General features: G+C 70.7%; 20 protein-coding genes. 6 read left to right on the forward strand and 14 right to left on the reverse strand.

The annotated features are described in order from the left end of the window. Nucleotides 1-75: 75 nt before the first annotated feature. Together B7C62_04055 and B7C62_04060 are read right to left on the reverse strand one after the other, a co-directional pair. On the reverse strand, nt 76-1,443 hold the full coding sequence (locus B7C62_04055; GenBank protein ID ARF71524.1) for an AAA family ATPase: 1,368 nt from the start codon (nt 1,441-1,443) through the stop codon (nt 76-78). Nucleotides 1,444-1,527: 84 nt separating this feature from the next. After that, nucleotides 1,528-2,166, reverse strand: coding sequence for a hypothetical protein (locus tag B7C62_04060; protein ARF71525.1), 639 nt, complete (start codon nt 2,164-2,166; stop codon nt 1,528-1,530). 124 nt (nt 2,167-2,290) lie between these two features. Between B7C62_04060 and B7C62_04065 the strand changes: the two genes are divergently transcribed. The 4 genes from B7C62_04065 to B7C62_04080 are packed head-to-tail and all read left to right on the forward strand — an operon-like array spanning nt 2,291 to nt 5,848. Further along, nucleotides 2,291-3,160, forward strand: a complete 870-nt coding sequence (locus B7C62_04065) for an ABC transporter (protein ARF71526.1) — start codon at nt 2,291-2,293, stop codon at nt 3,158-3,160. After that, a complete protein-coding gene (locus tag B7C62_04070; protein ARF71527.1) occupies nt 3,157-3,987 on the forward strand; it encodes an ABC transporter in 831 nt (276 codons plus the stop codon). The genes B7C62_04065 and B7C62_04070 overlap by 4 nt, the downstream gene beginning before the upstream one ends. After that, complete coding sequence (locus tag B7C62_04075) at nt 3,921-5,231, forward strand: two-component sensor histidine kinase (protein ARF76978.1); 1,311 nt, start codon at nt 3,921-3,923, stop codon at nt 5,229-5,231. Before B7C62_04070 ends, B7C62_04075 begins: the two co-directional genes overlap by 67 nt. Continuing rightward, nucleotides 5,228-5,848, forward strand: a complete 621-nt coding sequence (locus tag B7C62_04080; GenBank protein ID ARF71528.1) for a DNA-binding response regulator — start codon at nt 5,228-5,230, stop codon at nt 5,846-5,848. Before B7C62_04075 ends, B7C62_04080 begins: the two co-directional genes overlap by 4 nt. Nucleotides 5,849-6,056: 208 nt before the next feature. Here the strand turns inward: B7C62_04080 and B7C62_04085 are convergent, their stop codons facing one another. Continuing rightward, nucleotides 6,057-7,319: a histidine--tRNA ligase gene (locus B7C62_04085; protein ID ARF71529.1), complete on the reverse strand. Its 1,263-nt coding sequence runs from the start codon at nt 7,317-7,319 to the stop codon at nt 6,057-6,059. Between the two features lie 17 nt (nt 7,320-7,336). Continuing rightward, a complete protein-coding gene (locus tag B7C62_04090; protein ID ARF71530.1) occupies nt 7,337-8,026 on the reverse strand; it encodes an MBL fold metallo-hydrolase in 690 nt (229 codons plus the stop codon). Between the two features lie 149 nt (nt 8,027-8,175). On the opposite strand from B7C62_04090, the gene B7C62_04095 reads away from it, so the two are divergent. Then, nucleotides 8,176-8,970 carry a peptidylprolyl isomerase gene (locus B7C62_04095; protein ID ARF71531.1) on the forward strand — a complete coding sequence of 265 codons (795 nt, stop codon included), beginning with the start codon at nt 8,176-8,178 and terminating at the stop codon, nt 8,968-8,970. Between the two features lie 201 nt (nt 8,971-9,171). Beyond that, nucleotides 9,172-10,401 carry a DNA repair protein gene (locus B7C62_04100; protein ARF71532.1) on the forward strand — a complete coding sequence of 410 codons (1,230 nt, stop codon included), beginning with the start codon at nt 9,172-9,174 and terminating at the stop codon, nt 10,399-10,401. 77 nt (nt 10,402-10,478) lie between these two features. On the opposite strand, the gene B7C62_04105 is transcribed toward B7C62_04100, so the two are convergent. From B7C62_04105 to B7C62_04150, 10 genes are all read right to left on the reverse strand, one after another. Then, nucleotides 10,479-13,130: a GTP pyrophosphokinase gene (locus B7C62_04105; protein ID ARF71533.1), complete on the reverse strand. Its 2,652-nt coding sequence runs from the start codon at nt 13,128-13,130 to the stop codon at nt 10,479-10,481. Nucleotides 13,131-13,484: 354 nt separating this feature from the next. After that, complete coding sequence (locus tag B7C62_04110; GenBank protein ARF71534.1) at nt 13,485-13,931, reverse strand: hypothetical protein; 447 nt, start codon at nt 13,929-13,931, stop codon at nt 13,485-13,487. Nucleotides 13,932-14,069: 138 nt separating this feature from the next. Then, complete coding sequence (locus B7C62_04115) at nt 14,070-14,621, reverse strand: adenine phosphoribosyltransferase (GenBank protein ID ARF71535.1); 552 nt, start codon at nt 14,619-14,621, stop codon at nt 14,070-14,072. Beyond that, a complete protein-coding gene (locus B7C62_04120; GenBank protein ARF71536.1) occupies nt 14,621-15,730 on the reverse strand; it encodes a protein translocase subunit SecF in 1,110 nt (369 codons plus the stop codon). Before B7C62_04120 ends, B7C62_04115 begins: the two co-directional genes overlap by 1 nt. A 1-nt stretch (nt 15,731) precedes the next feature. Further along, nucleotides 15,732-17,501, reverse strand: a complete 1,770-nt coding sequence (locus B7C62_04125; protein ARF71537.1) for a protein translocase subunit SecD — start codon at nt 17,499-17,501, stop codon at nt 15,732-15,734. Between the two features lie 153 nt (nt 17,502-17,654). Continuing rightward, complete coding sequence (locus tag B7C62_04130) at nt 17,655-18,149, reverse strand: preprotein translocase subunit YajC (GenBank protein ID ARF71538.1); 495 nt, start codon at nt 18,147-18,149, stop codon at nt 17,655-17,657. Nucleotides 18,150-18,316: 167 nt separating this feature from the next. Next, nucleotides 18,317-19,402, reverse strand: a complete 1,086-nt coding sequence (locus tag B7C62_04135; GenBank protein ID ARF71539.1) for a Holliday junction branch migration DNA helicase RuvB — start codon at nt 19,400-19,402, stop codon at nt 18,317-18,319. Between the two features lie 30 nt (nt 19,403-19,432). Next, on the reverse strand, nt 19,433-20,059 hold the full coding sequence (locus tag B7C62_04140) for a Holliday junction branch migration protein RuvA (GenBank protein ID ARF71540.1): 627 nt from the start codon (nt 20,057-20,059) through the stop codon (nt 19,433-19,435). Next, complete coding sequence (locus B7C62_04145; GenBank protein ARF71541.1) at nt 20,056-20,928, reverse strand: crossover junction endodeoxyribonuclease RuvC; 873 nt, start codon at nt 20,926-20,928, stop codon at nt 20,056-20,058. The genes B7C62_04140 and B7C62_04145 overlap by 4 nt, the downstream gene beginning before the upstream one ends. Nucleotides 20,929-21,080: 152 nt before the next feature. Then, the gene (locus B7C62_04150; protein ARF71542.1) at nt 21,081-21,833 is read right to left on the reverse strand and encodes a YebC/PmpR family DNA-binding transcriptional regulator; all 753 of its coding nucleotides are present in this window, start codon (nt 21,831-21,833) and stop codon (nt 21,081-21,083) included. Nucleotides 21,834-21,878 lie beyond the last annotated feature (45 nt).

The following is a 21,878-nucleotide window of genomic DNA, read 5'->3' on the forward strand; positions in this document are numbered from 1 at the left end:
CCCGGGACCGCTTCCGGCGGGTCAGGACGGGGCCGCTCCCCGGGCGGAACGGCGCGGGACGGCTTCCCGGGCGGATCAGGAAGGGTCCGCGCCGCTGCCCGTACGGCCCAGACGCTCGCGGACCCGCTCGACCACGTCCGCGTACCGTGCCTCGGCGCCGTGCCGGGTCGGGGTGTAGTACCGCCGGTCGCGGACCTCGTCCGGGGCGTACTGCTGGGCGGCGATGCCGCCCTGGACGTCGTGCGGATACACATAGCCCTGGGCGTGGCCGAGCTTGGCCGCGCCCTTGTAGTGGCCGTCGCGCAGATGCGCCGGGACGGGACCCGCGAGCCCCTTCCGCACGTCCTCCTGCGCGGCCGATATCGCGAGCGTCGCCGCGTTCGACTTGGGCGCGAGCGCCAGGGCGATCGTGGCGTGGCTGAGGGTGAGCGCCGCCTCCGGGAAGCCGATCATGGCGACGGCCTGGGCGGCCGCCACCGCCGTCGGCAGCGCGGTGGGGTCGGCGAGGCCGATGTCCTCGCTGGCGGAGATCATCAGCCGCCGGGCGATGAACCGGGGGTCCTCCCCCGCCTCGATCATCCGGGCCAGATAGTGCAGGGCGGCGTCCACGTCGGAGCCGCGGATGGACTTGATGAGCGCGCTGGCCACGTCGTAGTGCTGGTCGCCGTCGCGGTCGTACTTCACGGCGGCCCGGTCGACGGTCGCCTCGACCGTCTCCAGCGTGATCTCCGCCTCGTGCGTGGCGAGCGCCGCACCGGCGGCCGCCTCCAGGGCGGTGAGCGCCCGGCGCGCGTCGCCGCCCGCGATCCGCAGCAGATGCGCCTCCGCGTCCTCGGGCAGCGTGACGGCGCCGCCGAGCCCGCGCTCGTCGGTCAGCGCCCGACGCAGCAGATCACGCAGGTCGTCGTCGGTGAGCGGCTCCAGGGTGAGGAGCAGCGAGCGCGAGAGCAGCGGCGAGATGATCGAGAAGTACGGGTTCTCCGTGGTGGCGGCAATCAGGGTCACCCAGCGGTTCTCCACGGCGGGGAGCAAGGAGTCCTGCTGGGCCTTGGAGAAGCGGTGGATCTCGTCCAGGAAGAGGACGGTCTCCTTGCCGAAGCCGCCGGTGGCGCGGCGCGCGCTCTCGATAACGGCCCGGACCTCCTTGACGCCCGCGGTGATCGCGGAGAGCTCCACGAAGCGCTTGTTGGTGGCCTTGCTGACCACGTACGCCAGGGTCGTCTTCCCGGTGCCGGGCGGGCCCCACAGGATCACCGACGAGGCTCCGGCCGGGCCGCCGCTCCCCTCGACGAGCCGGCGCAGCGGCGATCCCGGCTTGAGCAGGTGCTGCTGGCCGACGACCTCGTCCAGGACGCGCGGACGCATCCGGACAGCGAGGGGGCTGCTGGACGGGTCCTTCTCCTGGCGGTCTTCGGCGGCTGCGGTAAAGAGGTCGGGCTCCACGTCATGAAGCCTATGCGACCCCACTGACAACGCCCCCGGCCGCCTGCGGAGAGGCTGCCGGGGGCGTCGGGTCGACGGTCGGGCTCAGCTGGTCCAGAAGTCCCACCAGCGGGTCAGGATCAGCATGCCGATGATCCCGGTCCACATCACCGGCAGCACCCAGTGGAACTCGGTCAGCCCGTTCCGCAGCCAGGCGGGCGCGGGGAGGATGCGGTGCTTGACGTTGTGCGTGGTCACGTAGCAGAACATGACGATGGTGGCGACCCAGGCCAGGCAGCACCAGAGGCAGAGCGAGTTGATGTTGTACAGCGACTGGTACTGGAGCCAGGTGCAGAAGCCGACGCCGAACAGGGTCCCGGCGTTCAGCCCGAGCCAGAACCAGCTGCGGTAGCGGGCCCCGGCGAGCAGGCCCATCCCGATGGCGATGACCATGCCGTACGTGACCAGGCCGAGCATCGGGTTGGGGAACCCGAAGGCCGACGCCTGCTCGCTCTTCATGATGTTGCCGCACGCGACGACCGGGTTGAGGCTGCACCCCGGCGTGAAGGAGGGGTCCTCCAGCAGCTTGAACTTGTCGATCGTGATGACCCAGGAGGCCAGCAGCCCGGCCGCGCCGGTGATCACCAGGAGCAGGGCGAGACCGCGTCCGGCCCCGAAGGTGCGCTTTCCGCCGTCCTCGTCCTGGCCGGAGGAGAGGTCGTGGTCTACCGCTGCAGTCGTCATATCGCCGTTCCGTCACCGAGTGGTCAGCCGGGCAAGGTCATTGTGCCGCACCCCCGTACGGGTCAACCGTTCGGTGGACATAAAGGTGTACGCCCGGTGGGCAGGGAAACGTCGGCTCTGCGGAATGCTCGGAGCCATGACGGAACTCGTGGTGAACGTGCGCGGCCTGCGCAAGAAATACGGCGGCACGGTGGCGCTGGACGGCCTGGACCTGGGCATCCGGCGCGGTGAGGTGTGCGGACTGCTCGGACCGAACGGCGCGGGGAAGAGCACGTGTGTGGGGGTGCTCCAGGGGCAGCGGTCCCGGGACGGCGGGAGTGTGGAGGTCCTCGGCGCCGATCCCGCGACGGCCGGCCGCCGGTGGCGGTCCCGGGTCGGGATCGTCTGGCAGGATGAATCCGCGCCCGCCGAGTTGACGGTACGGGAGACGGTCCGGCATTTCGCCCGCTACTACCCGCGCCCGCGCGACCCCGAGGAGACCATCGCCCTCGTCGGTCTGGAGGCGAAGGCGGAGTCCCGGATCAAGGCGCTCTCGGGCGGTCAGCGGCGCCGCCTCGATGTGGCGCTCGGGGTGATCGGCTCCCCCGAACTGCTCCTCCTCGACGAGCCGACCACCGGTTTCGACCCGGCGGCCCGGCACCAGTTCTGGGAGCTGATCCGGCTGCTCGCGGACGACGGCACCACCATCCTCCTCACCACGCACTACCTGGAGGAGGCCGAGGCGCTCGCCGACCGGCTCGTCGTCGTCGCGGCGGGCACCGCGGTCGCCGAGGGGAGCCCCGAGGAGCTGCGGGCCCGGTTCGGCACCCGGGCGACGGTCCGGTGGACGGAGCCGGACGGAGCCCCGCGCTCGGAGGAGACCGAGACCCCTACCCGTACGATTTCCGCGCTCGCCGACCGCTTCGGCGGCGAGGTCCCCGGGCTGTGGGTCACCCGGCCCACGCTGGAGGACGTCTATCTGCGGCTCACCGGCCAGTCGGAGGTGACCCGATGACGACGCCGAGCACTCCGTTCACGACCGGCCTGCCCGGTGCGTGGGGGCTGGGCCTGCTGCGCGGCGGGCTGGAGCTGAAGCAGTTCTTCCGCCAGCGCGACCAGGTCGTCTTCACCTTCGCCTTCCCCATCGTCTTCCTGGTGCTGTTCGCCTCGATCTTCAGCGGGACGGCGGGAGACACCGGCGTCCCCGTCTCGCAGCTCTATGTGGCCGCGATGCTCGGGGCGGGCATCATGGCGACCAGCTTCCAGTCGCTCGGCATCTCCATCGCGATCGAGCGCGACGAGCGGCAGCTGCGCCGGCTGAGCTCCACCCCGATGCCTCCCGCCGCCTACTTCCTCGGGAAGGTGTGGCTGGTCCTGGTGACCGGGGTGATGGAGGCGGTGCTCCTGCTGCTGGTCGGGGTGGGCCTGTTCGATCTCACCCTGCCCCGGGACGTGGTCTCCTGGCTGACGTTCGGCTGGATCTTCCTGCTCGGGACGGCCGGGTGCGCGCTGCTGGGCATCGCGATCAGCAGTGTGCCCCGGTCGGGGCGGAGCGCGGGGTCGGTGGTCATCCTGCCCTTCCTGGTGCTCCAATTCATCTCCGGTGTCTACATCCCGGCGAGCGAGCTGCCCGGCTGGATGCTGAACATCGGCGCGCTGTTCCCGCTGAAGTGGATGTGCCAGGGCTTCCGCGGGGTGTTCCTGCCCGACTCGGCCGCCGTGCTGGAGCAGGCGGGCAGCTGGGAGTTCGGACGGATCGCCCTGGTACTGGGCGCCTGGTGCATCGGAGGATTGCTGCTGTGTCTGCTGACGTTCCGCTGGAAGAGCCGGCGCGACGGCTGACCGGGGCGGACGGGGCCCGGGACTCCGACGTCTGGGTCAGGTCGCTGCGCCCCTGGGACGGCTATTTCGCCGTCGTCTGGGTCGTCACGCTCGCTGTGGTGCTGGAGGCAGCCCAGCCGTCCTGGCCGGTCCGGGCCACGGCGGCGGCGATAGTGGCGCTGAACCTGCCGTGGTACGTCCTGGTCGGCCGCCCGGCCGTGCTGGACGACACGAGGGCCGAGGGCCCGGCCCGCTGCTATGTGGTGGGGGCGATGCTGCTCTTCCTGCCCACGGCGATGCTGGTGGGCGAGACACAGCTCGTCACGTTCGCGCTGGCCCCGCAGTGCTTCATGCTGCTGCGGCTGCGGGACGCGCTGTGGGTGCTGGGCATCATGGGCGCGGTGCCGTTCGCCGGGTGGGCGCTGCTGTGGCGGCCGACGGTGGGCGAGGCGGGGTTCCGGTTCCTGCTGGCGGTGGCGACCTTCGCGTTCAGCGCGTTCCTGGGGCAGTGGACGATGCGGATCATCGCCCAGAGCCGGGACCGGGCCGCGCTGATCGCCGAGCTGGAGGCGGGCCGCGAGGAGATCGCCCGGCTGTCGACGGCCCACGGGGCGCTGGCGGAGCGGGAGCGGATGTCGCGGGAGATCCACGACACGCTGGCCCAGGGCTTCACCAGCCTGCTGATGCTCTCCCAGGCCGTCGAGTCCGAGCTCGACCACGATCTGCCGCAGGCCCGGCGGCATGTGGCGCTGATGACGCGGACCGCGCGGGAGAACCTCGCCGAGGCACGGGCGCTGGTGGCCGACGGCTCCCCCGCCGATCTGGCCGGCACCTCGCTGCCGGACGCCCTGTGCCGGCTGGCCGACCGGCACACCGCGCAGACCGGTGCCCCGGCCCCGCTGACGGTGACCGGCGTGGTCCGGCCGCTGCCGACCGCGTACGAGGTGGTCGCCCTGCGCTCCTGTCAGGAGGCCCTCGCCAACACCCGTAAGCACGCGGGCCCGTCCGTGCCGGTGTCGGTGGTGCTGGAGTACGCCCCCGACGCCCTGACCCTGTCCGTACGGGACGAGGGGTGCGGCTTCGACCTCCGGAAGCGGCGCGAGGGCTACGGTCTGGACGGGGTGCGGGCCCGTGCCGAGGAGGCGGGCGGCGGCGCGGCGGTCCGCAGCGCCCCGGGCGCGGGGACCTCGGTGACCGTGACCCTGCCGCTGCCCCTGCCGTCGGCCGCCCCGGCCCCGGACGCCTCCCGAAGGAGTACCCGATGATCCGTGTCCTGTTGGCCGACGACCACCCCGTCGTACGGGAGGGGCTGCGCGGGATGCTCGACGCCGAGCCGGACCTGAGCGTGGTGGGCGAGGCGTCCAGCGGTCCCCGGGCCGAGGCCCTGTGCGCCGAGCTGCTGCCGGACATCGTGCTGATGGACCTGCGGATGCCCGGCGGCGGGGGCGTCGAGTCGATCCGCCGGATCAGGGCGGCCGGGCTGCCCTGCCGGGTCGTGGTGCTGACCACGTACGAGAGTGACGGCGACATCCTGCGGGCGGTGGAGGCGGGGGCGTCCGGCTATCTGCTCAAGGATCTGGGCCGGGGTGAGCTGGCGGAGGCGATCCGGGCCGCGGCCCGGGGAGAGACGGTGCTCGCGCCGACGGTGGCGACCCGGCTGGTGGACCAGTTGCGCGGGGTGCCGGAGCTGCCCCGGCTCTCGGAGCGCGAGACGGAGGTGCTGCGGCTGGTGGCGGAGGGGTGCACCAACGCGGAGATCGGGCGGCGGCTGTTCATCGGGGAGTCGACGGTGAAGACCCATCTGCTGCGGATCTTCGGCAAGCTGGGGGTGAGCGACCGGACCGCCGCGGTGACCGGGGCGATGCGCCACGGCCTGCTGTGAGCGGCCGGGGCACGCACAACGGACTGCTGTGAACAGGCCCGGGCACGCGCAACGGACTGTTGTGAGCGGCCGGGGCACACACAACGGACTGCGGTGAACCGCCCGGGCAGGTGACGCGGACTGCTGTGGAACGGCTGCGGCGCGGGCGGGGGGACCTGGGGTCCTTCCCGCCCGCGCCGCTTCCGGTGCTTCCTCAGCCGGTGCTTCCTCAGCCGAGCCGGGCCGTCAGCTCCGCCACGGCCCCGGCCAGCGGCACCGCGCTCTGCTCGCCGGACTCCATGTCCTTGAGCTGGACGACGCCCTCGGCCAGATCGCGTTCACCGGCCACCAGGGTGTAGCGGGCGCCCGAGCGGTTGGCGCTCTTCATCGCGCCCTTCAGGCCCCGGCCGCCGAACGCGAAGTCGGCGGCGATGCCCGCCCGGCGCAGCTCGGTGACGAGGGCGAACAGGGTCCGGCGGGCCTCCTCGCCGAGCGGGACCGCGTACACGCTGGTGGTGACGGGCAGATCGAGCTCGACGCCCTCGGCCTCCAGCGCGAGGACCGTGCGGTCCACGCCGAGGGCCCAGCCCACGGACGGCAGCGCGGGGCCGCCGATCATCTCGGAGAGCCCGTCGTAGCGGCCGCCGCCGCCCACCGCGGACTGGGAGCCCAGCCCGTCGTGGACGAACTCGAAGGTGGTGCGGGTGTAGTAGTCGAGGCCGCGGACGAGCTTCTCGTCGTCCTCGTACACGACTCCGGCCGCCGTCAGCAGCGCGCGGACCTCCTCGTGGTACGCCTTGCAGGCGTCGCACAGGTAGTCCCGGAGCCGGGGGGCGTCGGTGAGCTGCTTCTGTACGTCCGCCCGCTTGTCGTCCAGGACGCGCAGCGGGTTGATCTCGATGCGGCGGCGGGTCTCCTCGTCGAGGTCGAGGTCGCGCAGGAAGGTCTGGAGCGCCTCGCGGTAGACGGGACGGCACTCCTTGTCGCCGAGCGAGTTCAGCAGGATGCGGAACTCGCGCAGGCCCAGCGAGCGGTACGCCTGGTCGGCGAGGATGATCAGCTCGGCGTCCAGGACCGGGTCCTCGGTGCCGATGGCCTCGGCGCCGACCTGCGAGAAGTGGCGGTAGCGGCCCTTCTGCGGGCGCTCGTAGCGGTAGTACGAGCCGGAGTACCAGAGCTTGACGGGGAGGTTGCCGGCCTTGTGGAGGTTGGCCTCCAAGGCGGCGCGCAGGACGGAGGCGGTGCCCTCGGGGCGCAGCGCCAGCTGGTCGCCGCCCTTGGTGGTGAGGGTGTACATCTCCTTGGTGACGATGTCGGTGGACTCGCCGACACCGCGCGCGAACAGCTCCACGTTCTCGAAGCCGGGCGTCTCGATGTAGCCGTAGCCGGAGTCGCGCAGGGGTGCGGAGATGGCCTCGCGCACCGCCAGGAACTTCGCGGAGTCCGGCGGGGTCAGGTCGTAGGTGCCCTTGGGGGCCTGGAAGGTGCTCACGTGGTTACGTCTCTCGTCTACAGTCCTCGGCGCGGCGAGGCGTCCAGACCGTTCATGAACGGGTTGGTGGCGCGCTCGCGGCCGATGGTCGTCTGGGGGCCGTGGCCGGACAGCACCACGGTCGAGTCGTCGAGCGGCAGGCACACACGGGCCAGCGACTTCAACAGCTCGGCGTGGTCGCCGCCGGGCAGGTCGGTGCGTCCGACGGAGCCGGCGAAGAGCAGGTCGCCCGAGAAGAGGACCGGCGGGATGTCCGCGGCCTCGGGCATCCCGAACGTCACCGACCCCTTCGTATGGCCGGGCGCGTGCGAGACACCGAACTCCAGACCGGCCAGGGTCAGCTTCGACCCGTCGGTCAGCTCCTTGACGTCGTCCGGCTCCCCCACGGTCAGCTCGCCCATGAGCGGCATCCCGATGGAGCGGCCGAGCGCCTTCTCCGGGTCGCTCATCATGTAGCGGTCCTCGGGGTGAATCCAGGCGGGGACGTCATGGGCGCCGCAGACGGGGACGACCGAGGCGACATGGTCGATGTGGCCGTGGGTGAGCACGACGGCGACGGGCTTGAGCCGATGCTTCTTCAGCGCTTCCTCGACGCCCTGGGTGGCCTGGTGGCCCGGGTCGATGATCACGCACTCCTCACCGGCGGCGGGGGCGACCAGATAGCAATTGGTCCCCCAGGCCCCGGCGGGGAACCCGGCAATGAGCACGATCGTCCTTAATGTTCGTCCGGAGGATGCGTCCGCAGCGATGGATGCGGTGGATCAGAGCCTACCGGCGCTCCTCATGACACAGGTAACCCATATACGGTACGGGCAGCCCAGCCCCCGATCCCATGATGTGACAAGGAGCCCAACCGGTGTCCAGCAGCGAACAGCGGCGGCGGCAGAACGCCCGGCTGAAGTACGAGCGCCAGCAGAAGCGCCGGGAGGAGGCCCGCCGCAGGACGAGGCGGATCACCGTGATCGTCGCGTCGGCGGTGGCCGTGACCGCCGTGGTGGGCGTGAGCGCCTTCGTCGTGGCGGACAGGTTCGGCGACGACGAGGACAAGAAGAAGGACACGGCGGCGAGCCAGAGCCCGGAGCCGACGCCGGAGGAGAGCGAGAGCAAGGCTCCCGAGCCTCCGATGACGATCGACAAGAAGGCGTCGTACACGATGTCGCTCGCCACGAGCCAGGGGGACATCGCGTTCTCCATGGACGCGGCGAAGACCCCGCACACGACGAACTCCTTCAAGGCGCTCGCCGACAAGGGCTACTTCGACGAGACGAAGTGCCACCGGCTCACCACCCAGGGCATCTTCGTCCTCCAGTGCGGCGACCCGAAGGGCGACGGCACGGGCGGCCCCGGTTACAACATCCCGGACGAGAACCTCACCGCGCTCGGCGAGGCGGGGGCCGACGGGACGGTGACGTTCCCCGCGGGCACGGTGGCGATGGCCAACACCGGTCAGCCGGGCTCCGGCGGCAGCCAGTTCTTCCTGGTCTACAAGGACACGAAGCTGCCCCCCACCTACACCCCGTTCGGCACGCTCGACAAGGAGTCCCTGAAGGCCGTCGAGAAGGTCGGCGCGGCGGGGGTCGAGGGCGGCATGGGCGACGGTGCGCCGAAGAAGGCCGTGGAGATCGAGAAGGCGACCGTGAAGAAGGACTGATCCGGCCGGCGGCCCGGGGGCCGTGCTCCCGCCCGGAGCAGCCGGGCGGGGGCGGAGAATTTCGGCCGCGCTGAGTGCGGACAGCCGGGCGGCCGGTCGCCTAGATTGGCGTTGTGCAGGGCGGGCGAGGCCCGCCCGAGGAAACTGTGGACGATGCCCGGGGGGCGAACCCCCTCGCAGGCATCAGGTGGAGGAGGCGCTGTGAGCAGCGACCCGTGGGGCCGCGTCGATGAGACGGGCACCGTGTACGTGCGTACAGCCGACGGCGAGCAGGTCGTCGGATCGTGGCAGGCCGGTTCGCCTGAGGAGGCTCTGGCCTATTTCGAGCGCAAGTACGACGGCATTGTGGTCGAGATCGGCCTCCTCGAACGGCGGGTGAAGACCACCGATCTGTCGGCGAAGGACGCGACGACCGCGATCGACCATCTGCGGCAGCAGGTGGACGAGCACCACGCGGTGGGCGACCTGGACGCGCTGCGCAAGCGGCTGGACGCGCTCGTGGCGACGGTCGAGGCGCGGCGCGAGGAGCGCAAGGCCCTCAAGGCCAAGCAGACCGACGAGGCCAAGCAGGCCAAGGAAGCGCTGGTCGCCGAGGCCGAGGAGCTGGCCAGGAGCGAGCAGTGGCGCTCGGCGGGTGAGCGGCTGCGGGCGCTGGTGGACACCTGGAAGGGTCTCCCCCGGCTGGACCGCAAGTCGGACGACGAGCTGTGGCACCGCTTCTCGCACGCCCGCTCGGCGTTCTCCAAGCGGCGCAAGGCGCACTTCGCCGCGCTGGACGCCCAGCGCGAGGAGGCCCGCAAGGCCAAGGAGAAGCTGGTCACCGAGGCCGAGTCCCTCTCCGGTTCGACGGACTGGGTCGGCACGGCCGCGCGCTACCGCGACCTGATGACCGAGTGGAAGGCGGCGGGCCGCGCCCAGCGCGAGGCCGAGGACGATCTGTGGTACCGATTCCGCGGCGCCCAGGACGTCTTCTTCGCCGCCCGCGGCGAGGTCTTCGCGGAGCGGGACGCCGAGCAGGGCGAGAACCTCAAGCTGAAGGAGGAGCTCGCCGCCGAGGCCGAGAAGCTGGTGCCGGTGAAGGACCTGAAGGCGGCCCGCGCCGCGTTCCGGTCCATCAACGAGCGCTGGGAGGCCATCGGCCACGTACCGCGTGATGCCCGTCCCAAGGTCGAGGGCCGGATGCAGGCGGTGGAGCGGGCGCTCCAGGAGTCCGAGGAGTCCGAGTGGCGCCGGACGAACCCGGAGGCGCGGGCCCGCGCCGAGGGTCTGACCGGTCAGCTCCAGGCGGCCGTGGACAAGCTGCGCGGCCAGATCGACACCGCGCGCGCCCAGGGCAACAACGCCCGCGCGGACAAGCTGGCCAAGGAGCTGGAGGGCCGCCAGGCGCTGCTGGACCAGGCGCTGAAGGGCCTGGAGGAGTTCGGCGGCTGAGACCCCGCGCAAAAGCCCCGGTACGCATCGCGTACCGGGGCTTTTCCGTTGCCGCCGTTACGGCTCCGTTGTCGCTCCTACGGCCTGCGGGCCGAGGTGACCCGGTAGACGTCGTAGACGCCCTCCACGCCGCGTACGGCCTTCAGGACATGGCCCAGATGCTTCGGGTCGCCCATCTCGAAGGTGAAGCGCGAGGTGGCCACCCGGTCGCGGGAGGTCTGGACGGCCGCCGAGAGGATGTTGACGTGCTGGTCGGAGAGGATGCGGGTGACGTCGGAGAGGAGCCGGGAGCGGTCCAGCGCCTCGACCTGGATGGCGACCAGGAAGACCGAGGACTGGGTGGGGGCCCATTCGACGTCGAGGATGCGCTCGGGCTGCTGCGAGAGCGACTCCACGTTGACACAGTCGGCGCGGTGCACGGAGACGCCGCTGCCCCGGGTGACGAAGCCGATGATCGGGTCGCCGGGGACGGGCGTGCAGCAGCGGGCGAGCTTGACCCAGACGTCCTCGACGCCCTTGACAACCACACCGGGGTCCGCGTTGGCCCGGCGCTTGCTGCGGCCGCCGTGCGAGGGCGGGGTGGATTCGGCCAGATCCTCGTTGGCCTCGTCGTGGCCGCCGAGCGCCTGCACCAGCTTCTGTACGACACCGGCCGCCGCGACATGGCCCTCGCCGATCGCCGCGTACAGCGAGGAGATGTCGGGGTAGCGCATCTCGTGGGCGAGGGTGACCAGGGAGTCGCCGGTCAGGATGCGCTGGATCGGCAGGTTCTGCTTGCGCATGGCCCGCGCGATGGCGTCCTTGCCCTGCTCGATGGCCTCGTCACGGCGCTCCTTGGAGAACCAGGCGCGGATCTTGTTGCGGGCGCGGGGTGACTTGACGAAGCCCAGCCAGTCCCGGGAGGGGCCCGCCCCGGCCGCCTTGGAGGTGAAGACCTCCACCAGGTCGCCGTTGTCGAGCGTCGACTCGAGCGGGACGAGCCGCCCGTTGACACGTGCTCCTATGGTCCGGTGGCCGACCTCGGTGTGGACGGCGTACGCGAAGTCGACGGGGGTCGCGCCGGCCGGCAGCGCTATCACGTCGCCCTTCGGTGTGAAGACGAAGACCTCGTTGCGCGAGAGGTCGAAGCGCAGGGACTCCAGGAACTCGCTGGGGTCCTCGGTCTCCTTCTGCCAGTCCAGGAGCTGGCGCAGCCACGCCATGTCGTTGACGGTGTCCTGGCCGCGTCCGGTGTTCTTGGGGACGTCGGTACGGACCTTGGAGGCGCCCGCGACGGCCTCCTGCTTGTACTTCCAGTGGGCGGCGATGCCGTACTCGGCGCGGCGGTGCATGTCGAACGTACGGATCTGGAGCTCGACGGGCTTGCCGCTGGGACCGATCACCGTGGTGTGCAGCGACTGGTACATGTTGAACTTGGGCATCGCGATGTAGTCCTTGAACCGCCCGGGCACCGGGTTCCACCGGGCGTGGACGGTGCCGAGCGCCGCGTAGCAGTCGCGGACGGTGTCGACAAGTACCCGAATCCCCACCAGGTCGTAGATCTCGGCGAAGTCGCGGCCCCGCACGATCATCTTCTGGTAGACGCTGTAGTAGTGCTTGGGGCGGCCGGTGACGGTGGCCTTGATGCGGGCGGCGCGCAGGTCGGCCTGGACCTCGTCGGTCACTATGGCGAGGTACTCGTCGCGCTTGGGGGCCCGCTCGGCGACGAGGCGGACGATCTCGTCGTACATCTTGGGGTAGAGGATCGCGAAAGCGAGGTCCTCCAGCTCCCACTTGATGGTGTTCATGCCCAGCCGGTGCGCCAGCGGGGCGTAGATCTCCAGCGTCTCGCGGGCCTTCTTCTCCTGCTTCTCCCGCTTGAGGTAGCGCATGGTGCGCATGTTGTGCAGCCGGTCGGCGAGCTTGATGACGAGGACCCGGGGGTCCTTGGCCATGGCGACGACCATCTTGCGTACGGTCTCGGCCTGGGCGGCCTCGCCGAACTTGACCTTGTCCAGCTTGGTGACGCCGTCGACGAGCAGGGCGACCTGGTCGCCGAACTCGCGCCTGAGGGTGTCCAGGCCGTACTCGGTGTCCTCGACGGTGTCGTGGAGCAGCCCGGCCATCAGGGTGGCCGGGTCCATGCCGAGCTCGGCCAGGATCGTGGTGACGGCGAGCGGGTGCGTGATGTACGGGTCGCCGCTCTTGCGCTTCTGGCCGCGGTGCCAGCGCTCGGCCACCTGGTAGGCGCGCTCGATCTGGCGGAGGGTGGCCGTCTCGATCTTGGGGTCGTTGCCCCGGACCGTACGGAGGAGGGGCTCCAGAACCGGGTTGTACGGGCTGGAGCGCTGAACGCCCAGCCGGGCGAGGCGGGCCCGCACGCGGTTGGAGGAGCCGCCGGAGCGGGACGACGCGGAACCGGCCGGGGCGGCGGGCTTCACGGGCGCCGGGGGCGGGGTGGGGGCCGGGGGCTTCGGCGGGGGTGTGGCGGCCGGTTTCCCGGAGGTCCCGGAGGCGGGGGGTTCGGACGCCGGGCCCTTCCCGGATGCCTTCGGCGCCGGGCTCGCGGGCGTGGCCGGTTTCGGCTGTCCGGCGGGGGGCGCGGCGGCCCGGGGGCGCTCGGAGGTCGCGGCGGGCTCCGGGGGCGCGGGCTTCGGCGCGTTCGAGGGCGCGGCCGTCCGGGGCGTGGCGGGGGACGCCACGGGCTTGTCGGGCTGCGGGGCGGCGGCTGACTGGGCCTCGTCTGGCAAGAGCGCTCCTCGTGCGTGTCCGGGGTACCCGGAGAGCCCATGGTAACGATCCCCCGGCAGGTCCTCGCCCGGGGACGGTGAGAGCTTGGGCTGAGAGCTCGGACGACGAAGGACGTGTGCCCCCGGACCGGGCCCGGTCCGGGGGCACACGTTCAAGCGGGTCCAGCACACGTCATCGCCCGGCGGTACCGAGAATTTCGGCCATACGAACCGCTCTTCCCGAGGGCCCCATCCGATGATTCGGCTGTGCCTCGAACCCGCCGGAGAATGAGCGATGCACCCTGCGCACTGATCTCGGTCAGGGAATCCGCCACTCAATGGCTTGAATGAGGATTCCTTTCACCGGTCCCCCCGTCAGGCAACACCCTTGCTCGTCGCACAGAACTTGGGAGTGCCCGAATATCCGTCACGCAGACACACCTTGAAAGTGACCGTCCTGCCTTCGGGAATGTTGAAGGAACTCGTCGTGTGCTTGCACGTGCCCTTGCCGCTCGCGGCGTCCAGGCGGATGCTGCCGCCGGACCACGACGCCTCGACGGTGGCGCGGTACCCGTCCGCCTTCTGGTCACAGACCGAGAGGAACTCCTCCTCCGCCCCGGGCCCGTCGTGATCGAATCCGGCACGGCCCCCGGGGCTGCTGTCGGTGGTCAGCGCGTACGCGTTCGTCCCCGCGTAGGCAGCCGTGGACATCAGCGCCAGCCCCAGGGCACCGGCGAACACTCCCACGGTCTTCACGAATCGGCGATCGACAGCTTTCGACATTTCACTCCGCTCACAGAACATCACGTACGGAGTGATCATCACACGGCCCCTCGGAAAGATACAGCGATTTAATCCGCCGGGGAATATTCGGAATTCTTTGTTCCACCTCGCGACAAGTCGAAGTGAAGAAAAAGGGCGGGCAACATGCGTTGCCCGCCCTTTTTCTTCACAAGACGCTCAGACCGTGATCAGCGCCTCCAGCGGAGCGCCGCGCAGTCCCGGCTCCAGCCGGGCCCGGCCCGCGAGGAAGCCGAGCTCCATGAGGACCGCGACGCCCGCGACCTGGGCTCCGGCCCGCCGGATCAGCTCCAGCGAGGCTTCGGCGGTGCCGCCGGTGGCCAGGACGTCATCGATGACCATGATCCGGTCCTCGGCGGCGAGGTCCTCGGCGTGGATCTCGATCTCCGCGCTGCCGTACTCCAGCTCGTAGGACTGGCTGAGCGTGGCTCCGGGAAGCTTCCCGGCCTTGCGGACGGGGACGAAGCCGATGCCCGCCCGGACCGCGACGGGCGCGGCCAGGATGAAGCCGCGCGCCTCCAGGCCGACGATCTTCGTGGCGCCGTGCAGGGCGCACAGCTCCGCGAGGGCGTCGGTGAGGGCCGTGAAGGCCACCGGGTCCGCCAGGAGCGGGGTGATGTCCTTGAACATCACGCCCGGCTTCGGGTAGTCCGCGACATCGCGGATACGGCTGAGCAGCAGCTCCCTGGTGGACTCGGTGGTGCTGGTCATCAGCGCTTCCCCGGTGTGCGGCCGTGGCCCCGGGGCTGCCGGGGCCGGCCGACCGCGGCGCCCGCGGTCTCCGCGCCCTGACCGGCCCGGTCCTGCGGGCGGGCGGGACCGTCGTCCTCGGGGGAGTCGCCCCGGGCCTCGGCGGCGGCCCGCTTGGCGAGCACCCGCTTCTTCAGGGCCTTCATCTGCGGGTCGCGTTCCTTGAGGTCGGCGACGAGCGGTGTGGCGATGAAGATCGAGGAGTACGCACCGGCGGCGAGGCCGACGAACAGCGACAGCGAGATGTCGTTCAGCATGCCCGCGCCGAGGACACCGCCACCGATGAAGAGCAGACCGGCCACCGGCAGCAGCGCGACCACGGTGGTGTTGATCGAGCGGACCAGCGTGCTGTTGATCGACCGGTTGGCGATCTCGCTGTACGTGAAGCGGGTCTGCTGGGTGATGTCCTTCTGGCCCTCCTTGAGGCTGTCGAAGACGACCACCGTGTCGTACAGGGAGTAACCGAGAATGGTCAGCAGACCGATCACCGTACCCGGGGTGACCTCGAAGCCGACCAGGGCGTAGACACCGACCGTGATGGTGATGTCGTGGATCAGCGCGATGAGGGCGGCGACGGCCATCCGCCACTCGAACGCGATGGCCAGATAGATCACCACCAGGACCATGAAGATCCCGAGGCCCATCCACGCCTTGTTGGCGATCTGCTCACCCCAGCTGGGGCCGACCAGGTCCGCGTTGATCTCCTCGGCGGGGATACCGAGCTCGTCGGAGAGCGTCTCCTTGATCTCGTTCGCCTTTGCGGTGTCGACCTCGGTGATCTGGATGCGCAGACCGCCGTTGCCGAGCTCCTGGACGATGGCCATGTGGCCCGATGCCTCGGTCGCCACCTCCGTGGCCTGGGAGGTGGAGATCTTGGCCTTGGTGTCGGTCGTGAAGACCGCGCCGCCCTGGAACTCGATGCCCATGCGGAGGCCGCCGACCGCCACACCGATGATGGCGGTGATGGTGATCAGGATGGAGACGCCGTACCAGATCTTGCGGTTGCGGATGAAGTCGTAGCCGACCTCACCCCGGTAGAGCTTGGCGCCGAGATCGCCGAGTCGCGACATCTCACGCCTCCTTCGGTTCGGTGGAAGCGCTGACACGGCGCGAGCGGCGCAGCGGAGGCTGTGCGCCGAGCCGCTTCGGGTCCAGACCCGACCAGGGACCGCCCTTGGCGAAGAACTTCGTCCGGCCCATCAGCGTCATGAGGGGCTTGGTGAAGAAGAACACCACGACGACGTCGAGCAGCGTGGTCAGGCCGAGCGTGAACGCGAAGCCCTGGACCTTGCCGACAGTGACGAGGAAGAGCACGGCCGCCGCCAGGAACGACACGAAGTCGGAGACCAGGATGGTGCGCCGGGCGCGGGGCCAGGCGCGCTCGATGGCCGGGCGGAGCGTGCGGCCCTCGCGGATCTCGTCTCTCACACGTTCGAAGTACACGATGAACGAGTCCGCTGTGATACCGATCGCGACGATGGCACCACAGACCGCCGGTAGGTTCAGTGCGAAGCCGATGGCCGGGCCCAGCAAGGACATGATCGTGTACGTCAGGATGCCGGACACCAGGAGGCTCAGCAGCGCGATGAACGCCAGCCCCCGGTAGTAGGCGACCATGTAGATCACGACCAGCACCAGCCCGATGGCGCCTGCGATCAGGCCCCCCTTGAGCTGCTCGCTGCCGAGGGCGGCGGTCACGGTGGTGACGCTCATCTCCTTGAAGGTGAGCGGCAGCGCACCGTAGGAGAGGATGTTGCCGAGGTCCTCGGCGGACTGCTGGTCGAAGCTGCCGGAGATCTGGGCGTTCTTGCTGAGCGCCGTGCGCACCGAGGGCGCGGAGACGACCTCGCCGTCGAGGACGATGGCGAACTGGTTCATCGGCGGCTGCTGCTGCGAGAGCCGGCTGGTGATCGTCTGGAACTTCTTGGCGCCGGCGGAGGTGAACTCCATCGACACGATCCACTCACCGGTCTGCTGGTCGATGGCGCCCTGGGCGTCGTCGACGTCGCTGCCGGAGACCTCGGCGGGGCCGAGCACGTACTTCTCGTAGCTGCCGGGGACGTTCGAACCGCAGGCGATGATCGGCTCGGTGGCCAGGGCGTTCTTGCCCGCCTCCGCGCGCTGCTCGGGGTCCGTGCAGTCGAGCTTGGCGAACTCCTCCTGGAGCTTGGCCATCGCAGGGTCCGCGGAGGGCTGGGCCTCCGGGCTGTCGGACGGCTTCGGCTCGCCGGAGCCCGTGGGGGTCGGCGTGGGGTCCTTCTTCAGGGCCCCGGTGACCGCGCGGCCCTGGGTGGTGGCGCTCGCTGAGGGGGTGGCCTCCGTACCGGTGGCCTCCTCGGGCTTGTCCTCGGGCTTCGCGGAGGCGTCGGCGCTCGGCGAGGCGCTGCCCGACGGGGTCGGGGAGGCGGAGGGCGCGGGCTGCTCGGGACCGCTGGCCGCCACCGTCAGAACGGGCCGGAAGTAGAGCTGGGCGGTGGTGCCGACCTGCTCCTGGGCCTGCTTGGAGTCGGTCCCCTTGGGGATGTTGACAATGATGTTGGCGCGGCCCTGGGTCTGAACCTCTGCCTCGGAAACGCCGAGCCCGTTGACACGCCGTTCGATGATCCCGACCGCGGTGTCCATGTTGGTCGGGTTGATCGCGTTCGGCTTGCCGGGCTGGTTCTGCGCTTCCAGAGTGATCGACGTACCACCGGCGAGGTCGATGCCCAGCCTCGGTGTGGTGTGTCCGGACAGGAACATCCCGCCGGCGAGCGCGACCATGGCAATGAGGATCAGAGCCAGGGCACGCCCCGGCCTTCCATGACCGCCGGACGGCCCTCGGCCCTTGTTTGGTGCTGCCACCTTCTCGTTTCTCCCTGTCCGACCGCGCCCAGCGTCGGGTGCCCGCTCGGGCGGCCATGAAGTGATGTGGGGGCCCACCCCCCGCCGACGACCTCTACGGCCCCGGGGACGCCGCGCGCCGATGGGCGCGCGACGTCCCCGGGGCCGTGAGAACTACTTGGTGTCGGTCTCGCCGTCGGCCTTGCCCTCGCCCTTGGCGTCCTTGACGTTCTTGGCCGTCGCGTCGTCCTGGGGCTCGGCGGCGTCGGCCGCCTCGTCCTTGCCCAGGTCGATCTTGGCGATGTCCGCCTTGTCCGCGTCGGGCTCACCGGTCAGGGAGGAGGCGTCGTCGGGAACGACCGTTCCGTCCGCGTCCAGCTCGTCGTCGTCGCCGTGCACGATGCGGTTGTACTCCGCGTCGTCCAGGACGGCGCCGACCGCGTTCTTCGCGTAGATGGCGTGCACGCCGGGGGCGACCTCAAGGAGCACGGTGTCGTCGTGGACTTCCTTGACGGTCGCGTACATGCCCCCGATCGTCCGGACGCCGGTACCGGGCTGCATGTCGTTGCGCATCTGCGCGGCCGCCGCCTGCTTCTTCTTGGCGGAGCGGGTCATCAGGAACATGGCCCCGATGAGCACGATGAAGGGGAGGAGAGTCAAGATATCCACGGGACGGGAATTCCTTCGCACGACCGCGCTGGAAATGCGGCCTCTATATACGGGGGTGGGTATACCGACCTGTAAGGGCGGCATCGGCGGAGTCTAAGCGAGTCCGCATCGTTGGAACAACGCCCAGCATGGCACCCCGGTTCCGCTCGAAGCCAACCTGTGACGCATCACGCCCCGAACAGACCCTGTTGTCCCTTTGCGCCGTGCTGCGGCGGAACGAGTCCCAGGTGGGCCCAGGCGGCCGGGGTGGCCACCCGCCCGCGCGGCGTCCTGGCCAGCAGTCCTTCCCGTACGAGGAAGGGTTCGGCGACCTCCTCGACGGTCTCGCGCTCCTCCCCCACGGCGACCGCCAGGGTGGACAGGCCGACCGGGCCGCCGCCGAACAGTTTCAGCAGCGCGCCGAGCACCGCGCGGTCCAGCCGATCGAGGCCCCTGGCGTCAACCTCGTACACCTTGAGGGCCGCCGCCGCGATCTCCCGGTCGATCGTGCCCTCGGCCTTGACCTGGGCGTAGTCCCGGACCCGGCGCAGCAGCCGGTTGGCGATACGGGGGGTGCCCCGGGAGCGTCCGGCGATCTCGGCGGCGCCCTCGGCGTCGATGCCGACGTCTAGCAGGCGGGCAGAGCGGTGGATGACGCGCTCCAGCTCGGTGGGGGCGTAGAACTCCATGTGGCCGGTGAAGCCGAAGCGGTCGCGCAGCGGGGGCGGGAGCAGTCCGGCCCGGGTGGTTGCCCCGACCAGGGTGAAGGGGGGCAGCTCCAGCGGGATCGCGGTGGCGCCGGGGCCCTTGCCGACGATGACGTCGACGCGGAAGTCCTCCATCGCCATGTAGAGCATCTCCTCGGCGGGCCGGGACATGCGGTGGATCTCGTCGAGGAAGAGGACCTCGCCCTCCTGGAGGGAGGAGAGGATCGCCGCGAGGTCGCCCGCGTGCTGGATGGCGGGGCCCGAGGTGATCCGGATCGGGGCGTTCATCTCCGCCGCGATGATCATGGAGAGGGTGGTCTTGCCGAGGCCGGGGGCGCCGGAGAGCAGCACGTGGTCGGCGGTGGCGCCCCGGGCGCGGGCCGCCTTGAGCACCAGGTCGAGCTGTTCACGGACCTTTTCCTGGCCGACGAACTCCTCCAGGTCCTTGGGGCGCAGGGCCGCCTCGACCGCGGTGTCCTCACCGTCCGCGTCAGCGTCGACCAGCCGGTCGTCGAAGACGGGCCCGGTGGGCTCGTCGGTCTCGGGTCCGGTCTCGTCCCAGTTCATTTCGGGGCCTCTTCGGTGGTTCGGTGCCGGTCAGCGTGCGCGGTTGAGAGTCTGCAGGGCGGCCCGCAGCAGCTGCGGCACGGGGGGTGCGGCACCCTCGGCGACGGCCGCCTCCGCCTGCGGGGCGACGGCGGTGACGGCCTCCTCCGCCTCACGGCTCGCGTAACCGAGGCCGATCAGCGCGGCTTGGAGCTGGTCGCGCCAGCCCGAGGTCGCGGGGGTGCCGGTGCCCTGCTGGCCGATGTGCGCGCCGACCGGGGCGCCGAGCCGGTCCTTGAGCTCCAGCAGCAGCTTCTGGGCGCCCTTCTTCCCGATGCCGGAGACGGCGGTCAGCGCCTTCTCGTCCCCGGTGGAGACGGCCAGGCGCAGCGCGTCGGGGCTGTGGGTGGCGAGCATGGCCTGCGCGAGCCGGGGGCCGACGCCGCTGGCGGTCTGAAGCAGCTCGAAGACCTGCCGCTCGTCGTCGTCGGCGAAGCCGTACAGCGTGAGGGAGTCCTCGCGGACGACGAGGGAGGTGGCGAGCCTGGCCTCCTGGCCGACGCGCAGCCCGGCCAGGGTCTGCGGGGTGCACTGGAGGGCCATACCGATGCCGCCGACCTCGATGACGGCCGTGGCCGGGGCGAGAGCGGCCACCGGGCCGGAGACGAAGGCGATCATGCGGCGGGGCCTTTCAGCGTGCGGGAGATGCGGGGGGTGTCGGGTGCGCCGGAGGTACGGGGGGCGGCGGCGGACGTGGAGGGCGGCGCGGGCGTGCCTGCCGTACGGGACGGGCCTGCCGTGCCTGCCGTGCCTGCCGTACGGGACGTGGTGGGGGTACGGGAGGTGGCGGACGCGCCTGGGATGCCAGCCGTACGGGAGGCGGCGGACGCGCCCGGCGTGCGGGATGTGACAGGCGTGCCGGACGTACCCGGTGTGCGGGACGTGCCGGACGCCGTACGGGACGTGGTGGACTCACCTGTCGTGCGGGAGGCGCCGGGGTTACGGGAAGTCCCCGGCACCCGGGCCGTGCCCTGGGTGCGGTGGGCCGCTACCGCCTGCTGGAGCCTGTTCTGCGCGGGGGCCCGCCAGATGTGGCAGATCGCCAGGGCCAGGGCGTCGGCGGCGTCGGCGGGCCTGGGCGGGGCGTCCAGCCTCAGCAGCCGGGTCACCATCGCCCCGACCTGGGCCTTCTCCGCGCGGCCGGAGCCGGTGACGGCGGCCTTGACCTCGCTGGGCGTGTGCAGGGCGACCGGGATGCCCCGGCGGGCGGCGCAGAGCATGGCCACCGCGCTGGCCTGGGCCGTGCCCATCACCGTACGGACGTTGTGCTGGGCGAAGACGCGCTCCACGGCCACATAACCCGGGGCGTACTCGTCGAGCCAGGCTTCTATGCCCTGCTCGACGGCGACGAGCCGGTCCCCCAGCTCCGCGTCGGCCGGGGTACGGACGACGCCGACGCCGAGCATGGTCAGCGGGCGGCCCGCCACCCCCTCGACCACGCCGACACCGCACCGGGTCAGTCCCGGGTCAATGCCCAGAACCCGCATGGAGCCCCCTGTCCTCGCTGCTCGCCACGCCCACTCGTTCATCTGTTCCCGCAGGCTATCGGCTCGCACTGACAAACCGTCGGAACCGACAAGACGGCGGGCCGACGGGGTGTCCCCGTCGGCCCGCCGTTCCGTGCTGTGCCGGCCGCGCCTCAGGCGTCGACCTTCTCCATGACCTCGTCGGACACGTCGAAGTTGGCGAAGACGTTCTGCACGTCGTCGCTGTCCTCCAGCGCGTCGATGAGCTTGAAGATCTTGCGCGCGCCCTCTTCGTCCAGCTCGACCTGCATGGTCGGCAGGAAGTTGGCCTCGGCGGAGTCGTAGTCGATGCCCGCCTCCTGGAGCGCGGTGCGCACCGCGACCATGTCGGTGGCCTCGCTGACCACCTCGAAGGTCTCGCCCAGGTCGTTGACCTCCTCCGCACCCGCGTCGAGCACCGCGCCGAGGACGTCGTCCTCGGTCAGCTCGCCCTTGGGGACGATCACGACGCCCTTGCGGTTGAAGAGGTACGAGACGGAGCCCGGGTCGGCCATCGAGCCGCCGTTCCGGGTCATCGCGACACGTACGTCGGAGGCGGCACGGTTGCGGTTGTCGGTGAGGCACTCGATGAGCACCGCGACACCGTTGGGGCCGTACCCCTCGTACATGATCGTCTCGTAGTCGGTCCCGCCCGCCTCGAGTCCGCCGCCGCGCTTGACGGCGGATTCGATGTTCTTGTTCGGGACGGAACTCTTCTTCGCCTTCTGGATGGCGTCGACGAGGGTCGGGTTTCCATCGGGGTCCACGCCGCCGGAACGCGCCGCGACCTCGATGTTCTTGATCAGCTTCGCGAAGAGCTTGCCGCGCTTGGCGTCAATCACGGCCTTCTTGTGCTTCGTCGTAGCCCATTTAGAGTGGCCGGACATCTGCCTTCTCCTTCGCGTCACCAAAATCGAGTCGAACCCGAGAGA

It is taken from the genome of Kitasatospora albolonga, from assembly GCA_002082585.1.
GTDB classification, from domain to species: domain Bacteria; phylum Actinomycetota; class Actinomycetes; order Streptomycetales; family Streptomycetaceae; genus Streptomyces; species Streptomyces stephensoniae.